Origin of the sequence: Marinomonas sp. CT5 (genome assembly GCF_018336975.1) — a bacterium.
Taxonomy (GTDB): domain Bacteria; phylum Pseudomonadota; class Gammaproteobacteria; order Pseudomonadales; family Marinomonadaceae; genus Marinomonas.
This window is the reverse complement of the sequence record NZ_CP025572.1, coordinates 3,946,965-3,963,351: the sequence shown is the minus strand read 5'-3', so window position 1 is coordinate 3,963,351 and position 16,387 is coordinate 3,946,965. Positions and strand designations below refer to the sequence as shown.

Sequence of the window (16,387 nt, the reverse complement as noted above, 5' to 3'; positions counted from 1 at the left end):
TAATCGACAGATTACGCCAATGGCGTATAATTTGGAGGTGTCATGGTAATTGTTGAAACGCCTATTTTTACCAAACTCATTAACGAAATAATGAGCGACGATGAATACAAGGAGTTGCAGGAGGCTTTGGTTATAAAGCCCGATCTTGGTGTATTGATTAAAAACAGTGGCGTATTAAGGAAAATTTGCTGGTCTATGGATAGTGGTGGAAAAAGGGGCGGCGTACGAATCATCTATTACTGGATGACAACGAATGAGCAACTTTACATGATGTATATTTTTCCCAAAAGCACTCAAGAGAATTTAACCGATGCGCAAACCAAAGCGCTAAGACAAATAGTAGAAAGGTGGTCACAATGAATGACGACATGTTCAATGAATTGCTAGAAAGCGTACAACAAGCTGACAGCATTATAAAAGGCCAAGCCTCGGCAGCACGCATCACAGAATTTGTAGACCCAGAAGTAAAGGCAATTCGCACCAAAACAGGTTTAAGCCAAAGTCGCTTTGCTAACCTGCTTGGTGTGAGCAAGCGTACGCTAGAAAACTGGGAGCAAGGTCGTCGTCATCCAACAGGACCAGCTCGCGCCTTACTAAAAATTGTCGAGGCAGACCCTGAATATGCGCTAAAAACGCTGCATGGGTAGGTTTAGCATATAGTCATTGGCATCTCTTGATGCCAAGCACTATATTTTAAGTTACTTGGTAGTTTGAGGCTGATGTTATGTATCAAAGAGTATTGGATTTCTGGTTTAACGATATTGAGCCAAAACAATGGTTTCAGAAAGACACCGACTTTGATAATAAAATCCTCACTCGATTTGGCAAGCTCCATCGCCAAGCCGTTCAAGGGGAGCTGTCTTCTTGGCGTTATTCTGCCAAAAGTGCTTTGGCGGAAATCATCGTGCTTGATCAATTTTCTCGTAATATTTATCGCGATCAGCCCGAGTCCTTTGCGGCTGACCCAATGGCTTTAGCCTTGGCGCAAGTGGCTATTTTCAAAGGTTTTGACCAAGCGCTGACGCAAACTGAGCGAAGCTTTTTGTATATGCCGTTTATGCATAGTGAGTCCGCTGTGATTCATGAAGAAGCGGTAAAGCTCTTTAGAGATTTGGGAATTGTTAACAACTTGGATTTCGAATTAAAACACAAAAAAATTGTGGATCGTTTTGGCCGTTATCCACATAGAAACGCCATTTTAGGTCGAACATCTACCCCTGAGGAATTAGCCTTTTTGGCTGGACCAAACTCAAGTTTCTAAGCCTCATTAGCTCTCTCTTTATGTATTTATTTTTTATCCAGTGTTCATTTTTATAATGTAATGAGTGTTTTTTAATCAATAATAAATCAATCTGAAAAAAGGCTAGTTTATTAGATTGATAAAACGCTTTTTTTTTCATGGGGAAATTGATGAATCGGATTAAAATATTACTGATTCTAAGCAGCTTTTTATTTCTGAGTGCTTGTAGTTCAGTTGGACCAGATTCAAATTTATCTTTAACGAAGGCGAGTCCAATAGGTTTCAAATCTTATGGAGTGACAACAGCGTATGTAGCTGATGGTGAGCCAGTTAGGACAGGTGATTCTTCTTTGCGTTTTGAAGTAAGAAATGGTGATTGCGGGAGAAGCCAAAGTTGGAATGATTGCTTAAAAGATCGTCAGCGTCATGAGTATGTTTCTGAAAACTTTAATGGTGAAATATGGTTTAATTGGTCTATTTATATCCCCAAAGAGCTTGAAAGTATTTCGCCTGCAACTGTCACTTTAGGGCAATTCCATCAACGAGATACCTTTTCCCCTCCATTTATGTTTCAAACCTCTGCAATCCATTCTGGTCAAAAGAGCGGTTACAATATTGATCGACAGATGCATGGGTCCACTTTAGAAAACAAGCCGCTATTAACCGATGCCGAAATGCGAGGTCGTTGGACGGATATTCTAGTCCATGCTAATTGGAAACCTGATTACAGAGGCTTTTTCCGAATTTATGTGAATGGTGAAACGGTGCCAAGATACCAATATGTTGGGCCAACTAGAGATAAAAAAGGAGGCTCACCCTATTTTAAATTTGGCATCTACCAGTCTCATATTAGTCGCTATCTCAATCGACAAGGAAAAGACGCGAAAACCCCAACACAGATTGTTTATTTCGATGATGTATTCAAGGGCTCTTCGTGTGACAAAGCCTCGGTGTATTTTGACTGTACCGTCATAGAAGCGAAACTTGATACATTAGAACAACCTGTTCCCCCACCTGTATATGATCGCAGTAGCAAAGGTTTAAAACAACGTTTCGCATGCTGGATGGAGAATGCCTCAGCGCATTCTCTACCTAATCTACCAACGCAAGATAAGATTTTGGCATTAACCAATTACTTAGAAGGAAAAAGTGATTTTGTCTCGCATTTTCGTATGCGTCGTATATTGGGAAGTGAAGTGATAACTGAGCATAAGGCTGCTTTAGTGGATATTGCTAATTATGTTGGCTCTAGTGAAGAATATTGTGCGTCTTTGTGATTGATTTGTTGGTGGCTTTTATAAAGATTTAATAGAATAGAATTTTTCATCACAAAGGGAAGGGGTTTATGAAATCGGCCATTCTTATCATTGATGTTCAAAGTCTCTTATTCGATCCCTCTCCTCGACCTTTTGAGGCTGATCTTGTTGTTGGGCGGATAAACCGTGTTACGTCTTGGGCGCGTGCTAACGATGTTACGGTGATCCATGTGCAGCATGAACAAGCAGGCTCCGAGATTGAGTTTGGTTCCCTTGGTTGGCAGTTGCAGGCGGGGTTAAAGGTAGAAGAGGGCGATGAATTTATTCGCAAGACGACGCCGGATTCTTTTTTGCGAACTGATCTAGAAGCTTTATTAAAGCATCATGGTATTGAGCATTTGATTGTCTGTGGTTATGCCTCTGAGTTTTGTGTCGATACAACTATTAGACGTGCGGCAGGTTTAGGTTATTCGGTTGACCTCGTTTCTAATGCACATACAACCCATGATAAACCTCATGCACGTGCAGAGCAGATTAGAGCGCATCACAATGCCACTCTGTCGAATATAGCGAGCTTTGGTGTCAAAATATCTGCGACTACGACCGATGAACTGATTTCTTTTAAGTAAAACCATGAGTAAAAACTTAAAGAAAGAGCAAGCTAATTTCCTGCTAGTAAAACAGTCTTTTATTACATAGCTGTCAGCTCCTTCGTTTTTGATATCCGCAGTTTATAGTTTAAGAGTCTCTATGTTGTGAAAACGATGTGGGGATTTTTTATGTCATTTATGCTGGTTAAGATAGCACGTTAGAAAAATACTAATTTATTGCTCCACTTGTTTGACCCTGAGCATAGAAAACCGAACAATAGGTGGGTGATATATATTCTTATTATTCCAAATAACGGATTAGAAATATGATAGAAAGAATAGGAAGTTGGTTGCTTGGAAGTAAGGATAACCCGCAGCAATATATTCAGCATGCGGTGCAATTAATCGTCTCAGTAGCTTTCTTGTATGCCGCAGCGATTAACTACGTCACTGGCGCATCTGGTTATTTAAATATTGGCATACAGTTAGCTATGTCCGCCGGTACATTATGCGTTTGGTATCGCTCTCGTTGGTATAATGATTATCAGCGTATGGCTGTTATCTTTATGGTGATGATTACGACGATCACATTACCTATTAATTGGTTCTTAAATAGTGGTTCTTATGGACCAACCTTTTTCTTAAATATCTGTGTTTTCATGTACATCTCTGTGGCATTTCGAAACCATCCACCGTATCGATATTTTGGCCAGTTTTTTTCTGTTTTTGTCCCCATCCCATTGGTTACTATTGAATACTATTACCCTGAACTAATTTCGCCTTACCCGGATAACGAAACGCGTTTAATTGATCTTGCTTCGACTTCTATTGTGACAAGTATTTTTATGCTGTTAATGATGGAAAGTTTGACTAAAAAGTTTCTGTTAAGACAGTCTAAAGTAGAGCAATTATCAGAACAGCTTAGGCAATTATCTGAGCAAGATTCATTGACGGGGTTACTTAATCGTCGAACCTTTGTAAATAGCTTTGTCGAATGGAAGGAAACTAAAGAGTATTTCACTATTGCGGCAGTAGATATTGATTTCTTTAAACAGGTTAACGATCAATGGGGCCATCAATATGGTGATGAGGTGCTTATAAAAGCTTCTACTTTATTAGCTGAAATGGCTAAAGAAAATAATGCATTAGCGTTTCGTACCGGCGGCGAAGAGTTTATGTTAATGATGCCATTTACACTTCATGATGCTTATCAAAAAATGCAAATGCTCCATGACCGATTCGCCAGTATGACACTGCAAAATGGCCCTATTTCATTCAGTTCTGGCTTGGCTGAAGTTAAACCAGAAGAAACCCAAGACCAACTTCTGAAGCGAGTTGATGATCTTTTATATAAAGCAAAAAGCTTAGGTCGAAATCGTACCCTTATTGAATAGTCTAAAACTGGGCGTGCTGCTGGATTTTGCCAAATATATCGAGTTTTGGCGTAAACACATTTGATACTTTGGCAGTTGAAGAGTCTCTTCTATCAAGATGTATGAAAAAAGGGCAAGTCGCTTTTATGACTTACCCTTTTTGGTGTTCAAAATAGGTTGTTAAAGAACAGTTACTACATTATTCATTGCTAGGCGAGACTTAGGCAATGCAGCGTTGTAGTCTTCGTCTTTATGGTGATAGCCGATGGCGAGCGCTACGTCACATTGGTAACCTTCTAATTCTGCGCTGAAGATTTCTCCGATCAATTCTGGGTCAACACCTTCCATAGGTGTGGAATCAATACCAAGGCGAGCTGCTGTGTGCATTAGGTTGCCAAGAGCAATGTACACTTGAGATTTTGTCCACCCTGAGGTGTTGCCATTCTCATCCATGTTCATTTCTACGAAAGCAAAACCACCAAATGCTTGCTCTCTGTTTTCAGGCTTGGTGCGACCATCTTCAATACCTTTATCGACAACTTTTGCGTAGTCCTCGCGGTTATAGTGAGTTTTGTGCGCTAAAAGGATGATATGAGAGGCTTCTTTAGCGTGCTTTTGATTGAACTGGAATTTGTTGGCAAAAGTATCATGGAAACGCTGTTTTGCTGTATCGCTTTCAATCACGATAAATTTCCATGGCTGTGAGTTAATAGAAGAAGGTGATAGGCGCATTGCTTCGTAGATCACTTCTAAATCAGCTTGCGGAATGCGTTTGGACGCATCGTAGTGTTTTGTTGTATAGCGTTTTTCTAGATCAGTAATAATCTGGTGTGACATGGTTGTCTCCATAAATAGTGCCGCTTTAAACAACGAATGTTCAAAGTAATATTGAGTAATTTGCCGTTATGGTAGCGTTTATCAAGAAGGAGAAATACACAGTAATTGTTGAGCTATTAGTCAATGATTGTTGATGATGAATTGGTGAGCTAGTAGGTTGAATCGATATTGTGTTTATAAAAATTAGCTCTAAAAATAGGACGTTTTTTCTAAAAGAACGCCTTGAAAATTTTTTTGTTGATCCTATTTTTAGCAATGTAACGGGTTCGTCTTAGTTAAAAGGGAGTGTCTGTTACAACTTTTGATGATTAGTATTTTGCTTCAATTAGGAGGATTTATTATGAACTCAATCGATTTTACCCCTCTATATCGCAGCAGTATTGGTTTTGATCGTTTAGCGTCTTTACTTGATAGTGCGCTAACAGCTGATAATGTCTCTGCGGGTTACCCACCTTATAATATCGAAGTGGTTGATGATAACCGCTACGCCATTTCGCTTGCTTTAGCGGGTTTTGAAGAAGGTGATTTGGATATTAAGGTGGAAAAAAATGTGCTCACTGTTCGTGGTGAAAAAGCGGACTCTGGGGAGCACAAATATCTCCATCAAGGCATTGCCAACCGTGCGTTTGAGCGCAAATTTAATCTTGCCGATTACGTTGAGGTGACCGGTGCTGAGCTTAAGAACGGATTACTGACCATTAGTTTGGTGAAAGAAATTCCTGAGGCGATGAAACCAAGAAGCATTGCCATCAACCAAGCAAGTAATGGTGTGCTTGAGTACCAAAAAGATGGCTCAGGAGAAAGTAAGTCCAAAGTTGCTTAGGCTAATCTTGTTTATTACGTGTAAGGGCTGTGTTTTTTCACGGCCCTTTTTTGTTTTTATGCTTTTTAATTTAGGTCACTGATTTATTACTGACTGTCTCGTCTATACTTTTATTGAGATTTGGAGAGTGTTTTTCCATTATGATGGCATCGAGATCGAGGTAGATATATGGCAGAGTTTATTGTTCTAGGTGCAGGTATGGTGGGAGTGAGCACGGCTTTGGCGCTTCAGGCTAGTGGTCATCAGGTAACCATTGTCGATAAAAGGGATGCGGGCCTTGAAACCAGTTATGGCAACGCGGGCATGATTCAAGTGGAAGCGGCTGAGCCATATGCTTTACCTAGAGATATAGCGACCTTGTGCAAATACGCTTTCGAGATCAGTAATGATGTGACTTGGAAAATGAGCGGAGCGCTACAAATGGCACCGGCTTTGTGGTCTTATTTTCGTCATTCAGCCGCAGAAAAGCACGCAAAAATATCTCGCATCCACTCACAATTAACCTTTCGCTCTACCGCAGATCATGATCCTCTTATTCACGCGTCAGGGTCTGAGCATTTAATTGATCATTGCGGTTTGGTTATGTTGCATCGTGACAAGAGAGTGTTTGAGAAAGCCGTCAGAAAAGCCGAGTTTTTGATGGCCGAGTATGGGGTTACATCCAACATTTATGATGGAAAAAGTTATCTGCACAAAGAGCCGGCTCTTAAGAAAGCGCCTGCTGGAGCGGTGCATTATACGCAAAGCTGGAGCTGTTCTTCTCCTGGTGATTTAACCAAGGCTTACTGTGATTTATTTGTTAAACAAGGCGGCCGTTTGGTTTCTGGCGATGCCAGCACCTTGCAGCATACGGTGTCTGGCTGGCAAATTCTAACCAGTGATGGTGAGCTTAAAGCTGAGCAAGTGGTCGTGGCACTAGGGCCTTGGTCTCCAGAATTGTTAAAACGTTTTGGCTATCACATACCTATGGTTTACAAACGCGGTTATCATGGTCATTTTAATGCGCCCAATACACTCCAAAGGCCATTTTTAGATGTAGCGAATGGTGTGTTGGCTGCGCCAATGGTAAAAGGGTTAAGAGTCACTACAGGGGCGGCATTGGTTCCGTTTGATTCCGCCATAGACACAAAACAATTAAAGCGCGGCGCTAAGGCATTGAATGAGATCATCGACTTAGGTGAGCAAGTAGTAGAGCCTCAATGGGTAGGAACTCGTCCTTGTATGCCGGATATGTTGCCTTTGGTCGGTGAAGCACCAAATCATAAAGGTTTATGGTTTCATTTTGGCCATGGTCACCAAGGTTTTACACTTGGTCCAACAACGGCGCGGCTATTGATCCGAGCTATGGAGGGTGAGTCTAATGAATTGCTTAGGGCATTATCCCCAACGCAACGCCTTTCTTCTTAATATGCTTTTCATTTATAGTTTCCTTTATGTGTAATAGGTAAATAGCTATTTATTTAATTGCCTAGAAATGTATAGTGATTTAATGACGATTTATTCTTTTTAGGTGATTAGGTATGAAGCTTTCTAAGAAAATTGGTGTAATTGTTTGTTTATTGGCAATTACGATGTTTTTTTTCTATATCTTTGCCGTTAATACATTAAAGAATCAATTAATTGAAGCTAGAAAGCATGAGATACAATCGATTTTAACCTTCTCTGTTAATCAAGCCCGTCATTTTGTCGAGTTAGAGCAAGCTAATAAAATGTCACGAGAGGAAGCGGAAGAAAATGTTATTCGTTTACTCTCAAGTGTGCGAGATGGTAACAATTTTTTATGGGCGAATGATGCGAATGGTATCGCTCGTGTGCATGTTAAAAACAAGGTAGTCGGTGTTTTTCAACGGTCTTATGTGAAGTACATTGATTATTTGAACAAGCATGATTTTATGTTTGTGGTGGGCGAGAGTGAAAAAGCCGATTCTAATGCCTTATTCGTCAAAGTGAATGGTATGACGTTACTGCCGCAATGGAAGTGGATGTTGGGCATGGGGGTGTATGTTGATGACCTTGAGGCGGAAGCCAATCAGTTAGCCAGTTACTTTATTTTGGCGTCGGCGGCGATGCTTTTGGTGATATTAGCTGGAATATTCTGGGTGTATCGAAGCATTATTCATCAATTAGGAGATGATCCGCAGAATGTCATACGTTTCGCTGAGCAATTCGAAAACGAAGGGCTTCAAGCTGTAAAAAACAAGTCTTACCCAAAAAACAGCTTGTTATTTATGTTGGTCAACCTCTATCAATACATACAGTGTATTTTCGATTCTTTACGCCATCAAACACAAACAATAGCAGAGCATAGCGTTAAATTAAGCAACGTGAGCAAAGAGTTGGAAACATTTATTGATGTGATGGATCAAGAGGAAAAGCAAATTAGCATAGGATTGGCCGACAATAAGAAATGCATTCAAGAAGCCTATTCAGAACTGACGAAAAGTGAACAATATTTGGATATGGTGGCGAGTCGGTTCTCTGATAATACCCTTATTCATTCGAATAATGAGAAAGAGTTGACGAAAATAGCCGGGGGAATCAGCAATGACGCCAAGCAATTACAAGTGTTACGCCATAAGGTAAGTCAACTTGAAGAGAAGTTAGTTGCTTCTGATAATGCATTTTCTCAACACTCTGTGTTAAGCGACACGAAGGCTTCTTTAAATGAACTTGATGATGACATTGCCTTCATTGAAAGCTCGGTCAGTCAGTCTGATCGAGAATTAATCGAGGCTTTAGATGCGTTTAGTAAACAACGTGTATCTTTAGAGTCTTTTATTGAGCACATAGTGAGCATTAAGCTGCAATTGGCACAGGTGAAAAGCGTATTACTGCGTGAATTCCCAAATGAGATAGACTTAAATATCGATGATATTTCATCTTCACTGTCGGCGATTATGGCGCTTACTACAGAGCTGAAAAAGAGCGCAGACAAAATTAGCTACGACTTAGGCTGTATCAAACTTTAGTCTTTTTTATCGGCTAGGTAAGAGGAATCCATATAAGGTTGAGTTTTTAGGAGTTCCTCTAAGGTGTCTATATCAACAGCTTTGGAGTACAACCAACCTTGGCCTACGGCATTAGGAGAAAATTGAAGAATGTAATCCACTTCATTGGTGGATTCTATTCCCTCAAAGACAAGGTTTACGTTTAAACTACCCACCAATTGAAAAATTCCATTTAATGCAATCTGACTGACGGTCTGCGTCCCAATTGATTGAACAAACATCTTATCTATTTTTATTTCATTTGGCTCAAATGTTGTAAGCCAAGATAAATTCGAAAATCCGGTACCAAAATCATCGAGTGATATTTTATAGCCTTTGCGTAAAAAGCTTTTCGTCGCATTTTTAAGGGTATTATTTTGAGCCGCCGAGCGCTCGGTTACCTCAAAAATAATTTGCTCGGTATTGATGCCATTTCTTTTTACTTGCCTATCGATAAAGTTGAGAAAATCTTGATCCGATAAGTCTTTTACCGTGAGGTTTATGCTAAGTGAGAATTGTGCGTCTTGTTTTAAAAAAGGGCCTATTTGTTGTAAGTTTTTAATAATGAGGTTTTTGGTTAATTTGCTAATGATATTGTGAGATTCAGCGCACTCAATAAAGCGGTCTGGTGATACACTTCCTAATTCTTTATCGTCCCACCTTGCTAGTGCTTCTACACCAATAATTCTTCCAGTTTTTAGGTGTATTTTGGGTTGATATAAAGAATAGATGTCATTCATTCTAATGGCATATTTCAAGCGGTAAATAAGTGTGCGTCGATTTGAAATTAAAAGTGTGATGGCAAAAGACAAGATGACACCAATACAGACGCCATATAGCACCATTTTTATCCAATCCACCAAGCTCATATCGTAAATACCGACTTTGCTGTCTATGCCCGCGACACAAAACTCGTAATTGGTCGGGCAACTTTTAGTGATCAACAATGAATTTGGTGTTGTCAGCCAAGGTAATTTGGTCGAGCCATTAGCAATGACTTGTTGTGCTTTTTGGTAAGTAATATCGTCAAAGATTTGGTAAATCTTTTTCGTCTGTTTTACATAAATAACGCTGCCGATTTTTGACGAGTGTCGGGAGATGCCTAAGAAGGTAATGGGCGATGCAACGGCAAAAGTGTTGCCATTACTAAACACAGCGCGTATTTGATTTGGTGAGAATAAGCCTCTGACTAATGGCCAAGTTCTTTCGAAGTTTGTGTCTTTGATGTGATTGTCAGGAAGCTTTTTTGGCTCTGATATCTTACCCCATAAGACGCTACAAAGTACTTCGTTATCTTTTGATAATTTCCCTAAATCGTTGATATAGGGATAGTTTGCTAAAATCTGCCTTAATGAATGAATGTCTTTAGGTGAGCAAACGGCAGCGTCGACTTGATTGGCAAGATTAATGGCTGTTTTCATTTGAAAGGAAGATTGTGTTACCCGATTGGTAATGTTTTTTACATAGTTGCTCAACTGTCTTTCTTCAGTGACTAATTGATTCCAGTTATGAAGTAAAATGCTGAGGAAAACCGAAATGCTGATGAAAAAGAGTAGGCTCTTCCAGGAAGGTTTAACAAGAGAAGAGAAGATCATGTCTAATATTATGGATTTATTCCTAATATAATTTAACATCCTTAATACCTTATGATGTCTTCACTTAAGTCACTTTGATATTTTAAATACATAAATTTTTCTTATTATAATTGAGCGTTGTAAAACTAGAAGAATTTAATTGTGTTATTTTTTGTGTTCACTATAAAGTAGAGTTGATTAAAAAAGGGAACATGCTTTAAGCATGTTCCCTTCTATTATAGTTGAAATGCAAGGAATAAAATTTAATTTCCTTTTAAGTAGTTCAACATAGTGTCTGCATCCGATACCTCGAATGGGTCGTTTGGTGCATCGTCTTGGTAGCCTGCTTCAGCAAACATTTTCTTGATTTCACCATTTTCAACCAGCATAGAGTAGCGCCAGCTACGCATACCAAAACCTAGGTTTTCTTTCTTAACCAACATACCCATTTGGCGAGTGAAGTCACCGTTGCCGTCAGGTAATAAGAATACGTTTTTCGCATTTTGGCTTTTGCCCCACTGGAACATAACAAAGGCATCGTTTACAGACACACAGATTACCGCATCAACACCTTGTGCTTTAAATTCTTCGTAAAGTTCTTCGTAGCGTGGAAGGTGAGAGGTTGAACAAGTTGGTGTAAAGGCACCTGGTAAAGAAAAAACAACGACTTTTTTATTGTCGAACAAGTCGGCTGTTGTTACATCTTTCCATTCAAATGGGTTTGGGCCACCTAGCTCTTCATTACGAACACGTGTTTTAAAGACAACATTAGGTACTGTAGTGATCATGTTTTTTCCTTTTATCTAGGTTAATGATGATTTCATGCTTTTGTATTAGCGCTTTAAGAAGCCGCGCTGCTGCAAGAAGCTTAGCATATGTTCACGTTTCTTTTTCTGCACAGCGGCAGCCGTTTGTTCAGACCAATTACTATTTTTCTGATTATCGCCACGGCTTTCATAGTAAGCCTGCATTTGATTATCGTAGGCTTTTACATCTTCGGCGCAGCGGTTGTTATCATAACTGTCTTTGTGAAGGATCACCTCTACTGGCAGTCTGGGTTTGAGATCTGGTTGGGTATCTGGGTAACCAAGGCAAAGTCCAAAAATGGGGTAAACTTGCTCTGGTAAGTTTAATAGCTCGGCGACCTGCTCTGGATCGTTACGAATACCGCCAATAAATACCGCGCCAAGGCCAACGGATTCCGCCCCCAGCATGAGATTTTGCGCAAAAAAAGTCGCGTCGGTGGTGGCGGCAATAAAGTGTTCTGTGTTGCCTTCTAGTGCCCCTAGACCTTGCTCAACACAGCAATGTTGAACACGAGTTAGGTCGGCACAAATAATAAAAAACTCTGCGGCTGATTCCACCCATTTTTGACCACCGGCCAGAGTGGCAATTTTTTGGCGGTTTTCTTTATTGGTTACTTGGACAAGGGAATAAGCTTGAATAAAGCTGGAGGAAGCGGCGCCTTGTGCGGATTGGATGAGCTGTTTTAGTAAGGCTTCATCAATGGCTTTGTTTGTATACTGTCGAATGGATTTGTGGTTTGACTGAGCTTCAAGAATTGGGTTCATAGTTGGCATCTTCTTCAAATGAGATGTCTAGATACTAGAGGCTTAGTGAGGAAGGGTCAAAGAGCTTCTCGTTAAGAAAGTTGCAGAAACAAAGGAAAGGCTTAGCCAATTGGGCCAAACCTTTCTTTAGGGAAACGTAATGATTTAGAAGCGATATTCTGCACCGACACTGGCTTGATTGAAGTCTGTTTCGAATTTTGAATCAGAAGAAACGTTGTCCGCATTTAGGTCGACGTCATACCAAGTGTATTGGGCATTCAGCAATAAATTTTCTGTTACGTTGAAGTTTACACCAGCGCCTGCGAACAAACTTCTATCATCGGAACTGCCTTTAACTGAGGCAATGTTGTAATCCGTTTCGTGCCATAGTTGACCTGCTTTGACAAACAGTTCGGTTGTTTGAGTGACAGGCAAAGTACCTTTTAATGCCGCGGTATAACCTGTTGTCGATGCGCTTGCTGCGCTGCCGCCGTACTTACCAAAGTCAATGTAACTACCTTCTAAAGCAAGGAAAGAGTTGAAGCGATAACCGACAATACCTTGTACTACGTCGTTGTTATCGTCAAAGTCATCTTCACTTTCTACTTTTAGATAGCCATAGTTACCACCAACATAAAGGCCACTGTTATTGTCATAAGTGTCTTCTGCTTTGGCTACGTTACTTAGAGAGGCTAAAGCAATGCTACCAGCGATAATTGGGATAAGCTTTTTCATTGTATAACTCCTTTTAGTTACTTTTTGAGTACTTCGTGAGTTGCGGTATTAATCTGGCTTATCGTAGTGTTAATGGCTAGAGTTTTGCTGGGAATTGCCAATTTGCTTCATTTTCTATGCGTTAAACCTAGTTAAAAAACGCTTTATTGATACTTAGGTAGAGCGAAATATTGGCAAGAAGAGTGGCGTTAAATACAAAAATGCCAGCCATTAAAATTAATGCTGACATTTATTCGTCTTCGATACAGTGCCTATTGAAGGCGATTACATTGAGGGTAATCAGTGATAGTTAATGGTCTTGATGACTTTCTACTTCACCCCATAAGCTTTCAATACGATTATCTCGACCGCAGCTAGTACGATAAAAGGCGTAGCGAATAGGGTTTTTCTTGTAGTAGCTCTGATGGTATTCCTCTGCAGGATAAAACGTTTTGGACGGAAGAATCTCAGTAACAATTGTGTCTTTAAAAGGTTTTGTTTTTTTTACCTTCGCGAGAGAAGCGTCAAAAACGGCCTTCTGGTGGTCATCTTGGTAAAACATCGCCGTTTTGTATGGAGAGCCCTTATCGCAAAATTGGCCCTCAGCATCGGTGGGGTCAATGGTTTTCCAGTAATAGTCTGCTAAGGCTGCAAGAGAAACTATGTCATCATCAAAATGAATCATGACGGCTTCAAAGTGACCTGTTTTTTTTGAAGAAACCTGACGGTAGGTTGGGTTTTCTGTATGCCCTCCCGTATAGCCAGAAACAACATCACTGACGCCTTGGACTGATTCAAAATCAGATTCTACGCACCAGAAGCAGCCGCCAGCGACAATCATGGTTTGTGGTGAGGCTTGTGAAACATGGCTAAACGTCGCCATGCTGCTAACAAATAGCAACCCTAAAAGCTTAAGAGTATATCGAGTAATCATTTAGAAAGTCCTTTGATTATTAGAAAAGGTATTTTGGTAATTTTTTCTCCGGTTTAGAAATTAGTCGTTGCTGGTGGCATTTTTCTTACTTTTCATTTCAGAAGATAGTCGTTTTTCGAAAATCTGTTGGGGATTTTCGATACTCGCTTTGTCAGTTTAATACTCTATCTTCCTATTTAATGACCTATTTTTTGTACATTTGGGTGGCAGACTAAGTCTCGTTTCAAGATTAGCCATTATTTGCTTTTATATATGCTGAGCATATTAAAGACATCTAGATAATCAATTAAACAAATAAAGAGTTGTCTTATAGTATGTTTGCTAATCAATTCAACTCTCGCTTATTCATGGATTCGACCACCAATCACTCACATAGCTGGGTAGATTCATTTTACTACTGCGTGGTTTTGAGATTTGAAAAGAAAAATTTCGCTAAAAATTTTAATGGGGTAATCATGAGTGCATTTGTTACTGAGCGCGTTTTGAGCGTTCACCACTGGGATGACAATTTATTTAGTTTTAAAACCACGCGTAATCCAAGCTTACGTTTCGATAATGGTCAATTTGTCATGATTGGCTTAGAAACCGAAACGCGACCTTTGATGCGCGCCTACAGTATTGCTAGCCCAAACTACGAGGAGCATTTAGAGTTTTTCAGTATTAAAGTGCCAAATGGACCACTTACTTCGCGTTTACAACATTTACAGGTTGGTGATGATGTCTTAGTCAGTCGTAAGCCAACAGGCACTTTAGTGACTCGTGATTTACATCCAGGTAAACACTTGTACTTATTGTCTACAGGGACAGGTTTGGCACCTTTTCTAAGTGTTATTCAAGATTTTGATGCTTATGAGCAATACGAAAAAATTATCCTAATTCATGGTGTTCGTCATGTTAGTGAGTTGGCGTATGCTGATTTTATTGAAAAAGAATTGCCTGAAAATGAATTCTTTGGTGAACAGGTGAAAGACAAACTAGTCTATTATCCAACCGTAACGCGCGAGCCGTTTCGCAATCAAGGACGTCTTACTGACCTAATTCGCAGTGGTAAGTTAGCCGCTGATATTGGCTTGCCTCAGTTGAATCCTGCTCACGATAGAGCCATGATTTGTGGTAGCCCGAGTATGCTAAAAGATACATCCGCTTTACTTGATGAGCTCGGCTTTAAAGAATCACCTAAAATTGGCGTACCAGGAGATTATGTAATCGAACGAGCTTTTGTCGAACATTAATCGCTGGGATGCCTCACGCTGGCAAATATTTTAAGGAGATATTATGAGTTCTGATTCTATGAAAAATGAAGACTATGTCCCACCCAAAGTATGGCAATGGAATCCCGATAATGGTGGTAAATTTTCCAGTACCAACCGCCCAACAGCAGGCGCAACGCACAACAAAGAATTACCAGTTGGTAAGCACTCGCTACAGCTACATTCTTTGGCGACACCCAATGGTCAAAAAGTAACTATCATGCTGGAAGAGCTGTTGGCTCTAGGTATCAATGCTGCAGAATACGATGCTTATTTAATAAATATAGGTGAAGGTGATCAGTTTGGTTCAGGCTTTGTTGAAATTAACCCTAACTCCAAAATTCCAGCCTTAATGGATCACAGCACCACACCGCCAACACGTGTATTTGAATCTGGGTCTATCTTGCAATACTTGGCCGAAAAATTCGATGCCTTGGTACCGAAAGATTTTGTTGCTAAAACCGAATGTCGTAATTGGCTATTTTGGCAAATGGGATCGGCTCCCTATTTAGGTGGTGGTTTTGGGCATTTTTACGCCTATGCACCAACCAAGATGCAATATCCAATAGATCGCTTTTCTATGGAAACTAAGCGTCAGTTAGATGTGCTAGATAAGCATTTAGCACACAACACTTACATGGCTGGTGAAGAATATTCTATTGCCGATATCGCGATTTGGCCTTGGTATGGCAACTTGGTGTTAGGTAATTTGTATGATGCTGCAGAGTTTTTGGATGTCACTAGTTATAAACATGTTTTACGTTGGGCAAAAGCGATTGAACAACGTCCGGCCGTTCAGCGTGGCCGAATTGTGAATAAATCTTTTGGTGATGGTGCCCAGCTACAAGAGCGACACGATTCGTCAGACTTTGATGACATTTTTAACTAAAGACGAAGATAAAAAATAGTGCTTTCTAACGAAAAAGTAGAGGCATTAAAAAAGCCTAGATGGGAGTCACTTTGAAGTGACCCCCAATAGTTGGACTATCCAATTACTGGGGGTCTTTTTATGTCTAAATACCACAGAGCGTTTAAGTTAAAATTAGCCACACTTGCTCAATATGAAAGTTCAAGAGAACTCGGTCGTAAATTCGGAGTGTCATCAGGACAAATCCGTTACTGGTCATTAGTTTTTCAAATACATGGCGTTGAAAGTTTTCGTCATAAAGGCCATCCTTATTCATCTCACTTCAAGTTAAACGCATTGAAATCCATGCAAGCAAATCAATGGTCTCTTGCTTATTGCTGTGCTTATTTTG

At 40.0% G+C, this 16,387-nt stretch carries 18 protein-coding genes; 12 read left to right on the top strand and 6 right to left on the bottom strand.

Annotated features, from left to right (window positions below; all coding sequences use genetic code 11):
* The first annotated feature begins 42 nt into the window (after nucleotides 1-42).
* The 6 genes from C0J08_RS18935 to C0J08_RS18910 all read left to right on the top strand — a co-directional run bounded on the left by C0J08_RS18935 (nucleotide 43) and on the right by C0J08_RS18910 (nucleotide 4,480).
* Nucleotides 43-360: a hypothetical protein gene (locus C0J08_RS18935; RefSeq protein ID WP_212653451.1), complete on the top strand. Its 318-nt coding sequence runs from the start codon at nucleotides 43-45 to the stop codon at nucleotides 358-360.
* Entirely contained in the window at nucleotides 357-647 is a 291-nt protein-coding gene (gene nadS / locus C0J08_RS18930; protein WP_212653450.1) for a NadS family protein, read from the top strand. The genes C0J08_RS18935 and nadS overlap by 4 nt, the downstream gene beginning before the upstream one ends.
* Before the next feature lie 77 nt (nucleotides 648-724).
* Nucleotides 725-1,261, top strand: a complete 537-nt coding sequence (locus C0J08_RS18925; RefSeq protein ID WP_212653449.1) for a DUF924 family protein — start codon at nucleotides 725-727, stop codon at nucleotides 1,259-1,261.
* A 149-nt stretch (nucleotides 1,262-1,410) separates the two neighbouring features.
* A complete protein-coding gene (locus C0J08_RS18920; RefSeq protein WP_212653448.1) occupies nucleotides 1,411-2,517 on the top strand; it encodes a polysaccharide lyase family 20 protein in 1,107 nt (368 codons plus the stop codon).
* 68 nt (nucleotides 2,518-2,585) lie between these two features.
* On the top strand, nucleotides 2,586-3,125 hold the full coding sequence (locus C0J08_RS18915) for a cysteine hydrolase family protein (protein WP_212653447.1): 540 nt from the start codon (nucleotides 2,586-2,588) through the stop codon (nucleotides 3,123-3,125).
* 287 nt (nucleotides 3,126-3,412) lie between these two features.
* Nucleotides 3,413-4,480 carry a GGDEF domain-containing protein gene (locus C0J08_RS18910; protein WP_212653446.1) on the top strand — a complete coding sequence of 356 codons (1,068 nt, stop codon included), beginning with the start codon at nucleotides 3,413-3,415 and terminating at the stop codon, nucleotides 4,478-4,480.
* 159 nt (nucleotides 4,481-4,639) lie between these two features.
* Here the strand turns inward: C0J08_RS18910 and C0J08_RS18905 are convergent, their stop codons facing one another.
* The gene (locus tag C0J08_RS18905) at nucleotides 4,640-5,296 is read right to left on the bottom strand and encodes a nitroreductase family protein (RefSeq protein ID WP_212653445.1); all 657 of its coding nucleotides are present in this window, start codon (nucleotides 5,294-5,296) and stop codon (nucleotides 4,640-4,642) included.
* Between the two features lie 340 nt (nucleotides 5,297-5,636).
* Here C0J08_RS18905 and C0J08_RS18900 point away from each other — a divergent pair, with 340 nt between their 5' ends.
* From C0J08_RS18900 to C0J08_RS18890, 3 genes are all read left to right on the top strand, one after another.
* Nucleotides 5,637-6,119 (top strand): Hsp20 family protein, encoded by a 483-nt coding sequence (locus C0J08_RS18900; protein ID WP_212653444.1) that lies wholly within the window; start codon nucleotides 5,637-5,639, stop codon nucleotides 6,117-6,119.
* Nucleotides 6,120-6,287: 168 nt separating this feature from the next.
* On the top strand, nucleotides 6,288-7,526 hold the full coding sequence (locus C0J08_RS18895; protein ID WP_212653443.1) for an NAD(P)/FAD-dependent oxidoreductase: 1,239 nt from the start codon (nucleotides 6,288-6,290) through the stop codon (nucleotides 7,524-7,526).
* Between the two features lie 113 nt (nucleotides 7,527-7,639).
* On the top strand, nucleotides 7,640-9,088 hold the full coding sequence (locus tag C0J08_RS18890) for a cache domain-containing protein (protein WP_212653442.1): 1,449 nt from the start codon (nucleotides 7,640-7,642) through the stop codon (nucleotides 9,086-9,088).
* On the opposite strand, the gene C0J08_RS18885 is transcribed toward C0J08_RS18890, so the two are convergent.
* The 5 genes from C0J08_RS18885 to msrA all read right to left on the bottom strand — a co-directional run bounded on the left by C0J08_RS18885 (nucleotide 9,085) and on the right by msrA (nucleotide 13,878).
* Nucleotides 9,085-10,581 (bottom strand): EAL domain-containing protein, encoded by a 1,497-nt coding sequence (locus C0J08_RS18885; RefSeq protein ID WP_212653441.1) that lies wholly within the window; start codon nucleotides 10,579-10,581, stop codon nucleotides 9,085-9,087. The genes C0J08_RS18890 and C0J08_RS18885 overlap by 4 nt on opposite strands.
* A gap of 362 nt (nucleotides 10,582-10,943) precedes the next feature.
* Nucleotides 10,944-11,468 (bottom strand): peroxiredoxin, encoded by a 525-nt coding sequence (locus C0J08_RS18880; protein ID WP_212653440.1) that lies wholly within the window; start codon nucleotides 11,466-11,468, stop codon nucleotides 10,944-10,946.
* 45 nt (nucleotides 11,469-11,513) lie between these two features.
* Nucleotides 11,514-12,251 (bottom strand): oxygen-insensitive NADPH nitroreductase, encoded by a 738-nt coding sequence (nfsA, locus tag C0J08_RS18875; protein ID WP_249344379.1) that lies wholly within the window; start codon nucleotides 12,249-12,251, stop codon nucleotides 11,514-11,516.
* A 144-nt stretch (nucleotides 12,252-12,395) separates the two neighbouring features.
* On the bottom strand, nucleotides 12,396-12,965 hold the full coding sequence (locus C0J08_RS18870; protein ID WP_212653438.1) for a porin family protein: 570 nt from the start codon (nucleotides 12,963-12,965) through the stop codon (nucleotides 12,396-12,398).
* A gap of 289 nt (nucleotides 12,966-13,254) precedes the next feature.
* Nucleotides 13,255-13,878, bottom strand: coding sequence for a peptide-methionine (S)-S-oxide reductase MsrA (gene msrA / locus C0J08_RS18865; protein ID WP_212653437.1), 624 nt, complete (start codon nucleotides 13,876-13,878; stop codon nucleotides 13,255-13,257).
* 455 nt (nucleotides 13,879-14,333) lie between these two features.
* Between msrA and C0J08_RS18860 the strand changes: the two genes are divergently transcribed.
* From C0J08_RS18860 to C0J08_RS18850, 3 genes are all read left to right on the top strand, one after another.
* A complete protein-coding gene (locus tag C0J08_RS18860) occupies nucleotides 14,334-15,110 on the top strand; it encodes a ferredoxin--NADP reductase (protein WP_212653436.1) in 777 nt (258 codons plus the stop codon).
* Between the two features lie 43 nt (nucleotides 15,111-15,153).
* Nucleotides 15,154-16,017 carry a glutathione-dependent disulfide-bond oxidoreductase gene (gene yghU, locus C0J08_RS18855; protein ID WP_212653435.1) on the top strand — a complete coding sequence of 288 codons (864 nt, stop codon included), beginning with the start codon at nucleotides 15,154-15,156 and terminating at the stop codon, nucleotides 16,015-16,017.
* A 120-nt stretch (nucleotides 16,018-16,137) separates the two neighbouring features.
* Nucleotides 16,138-16,387 (top strand): hypothetical protein (locus tag C0J08_RS18850; RefSeq protein ID WP_502711617.1); only part of this gene is annotated, 250 nt, incomplete at its 3' end.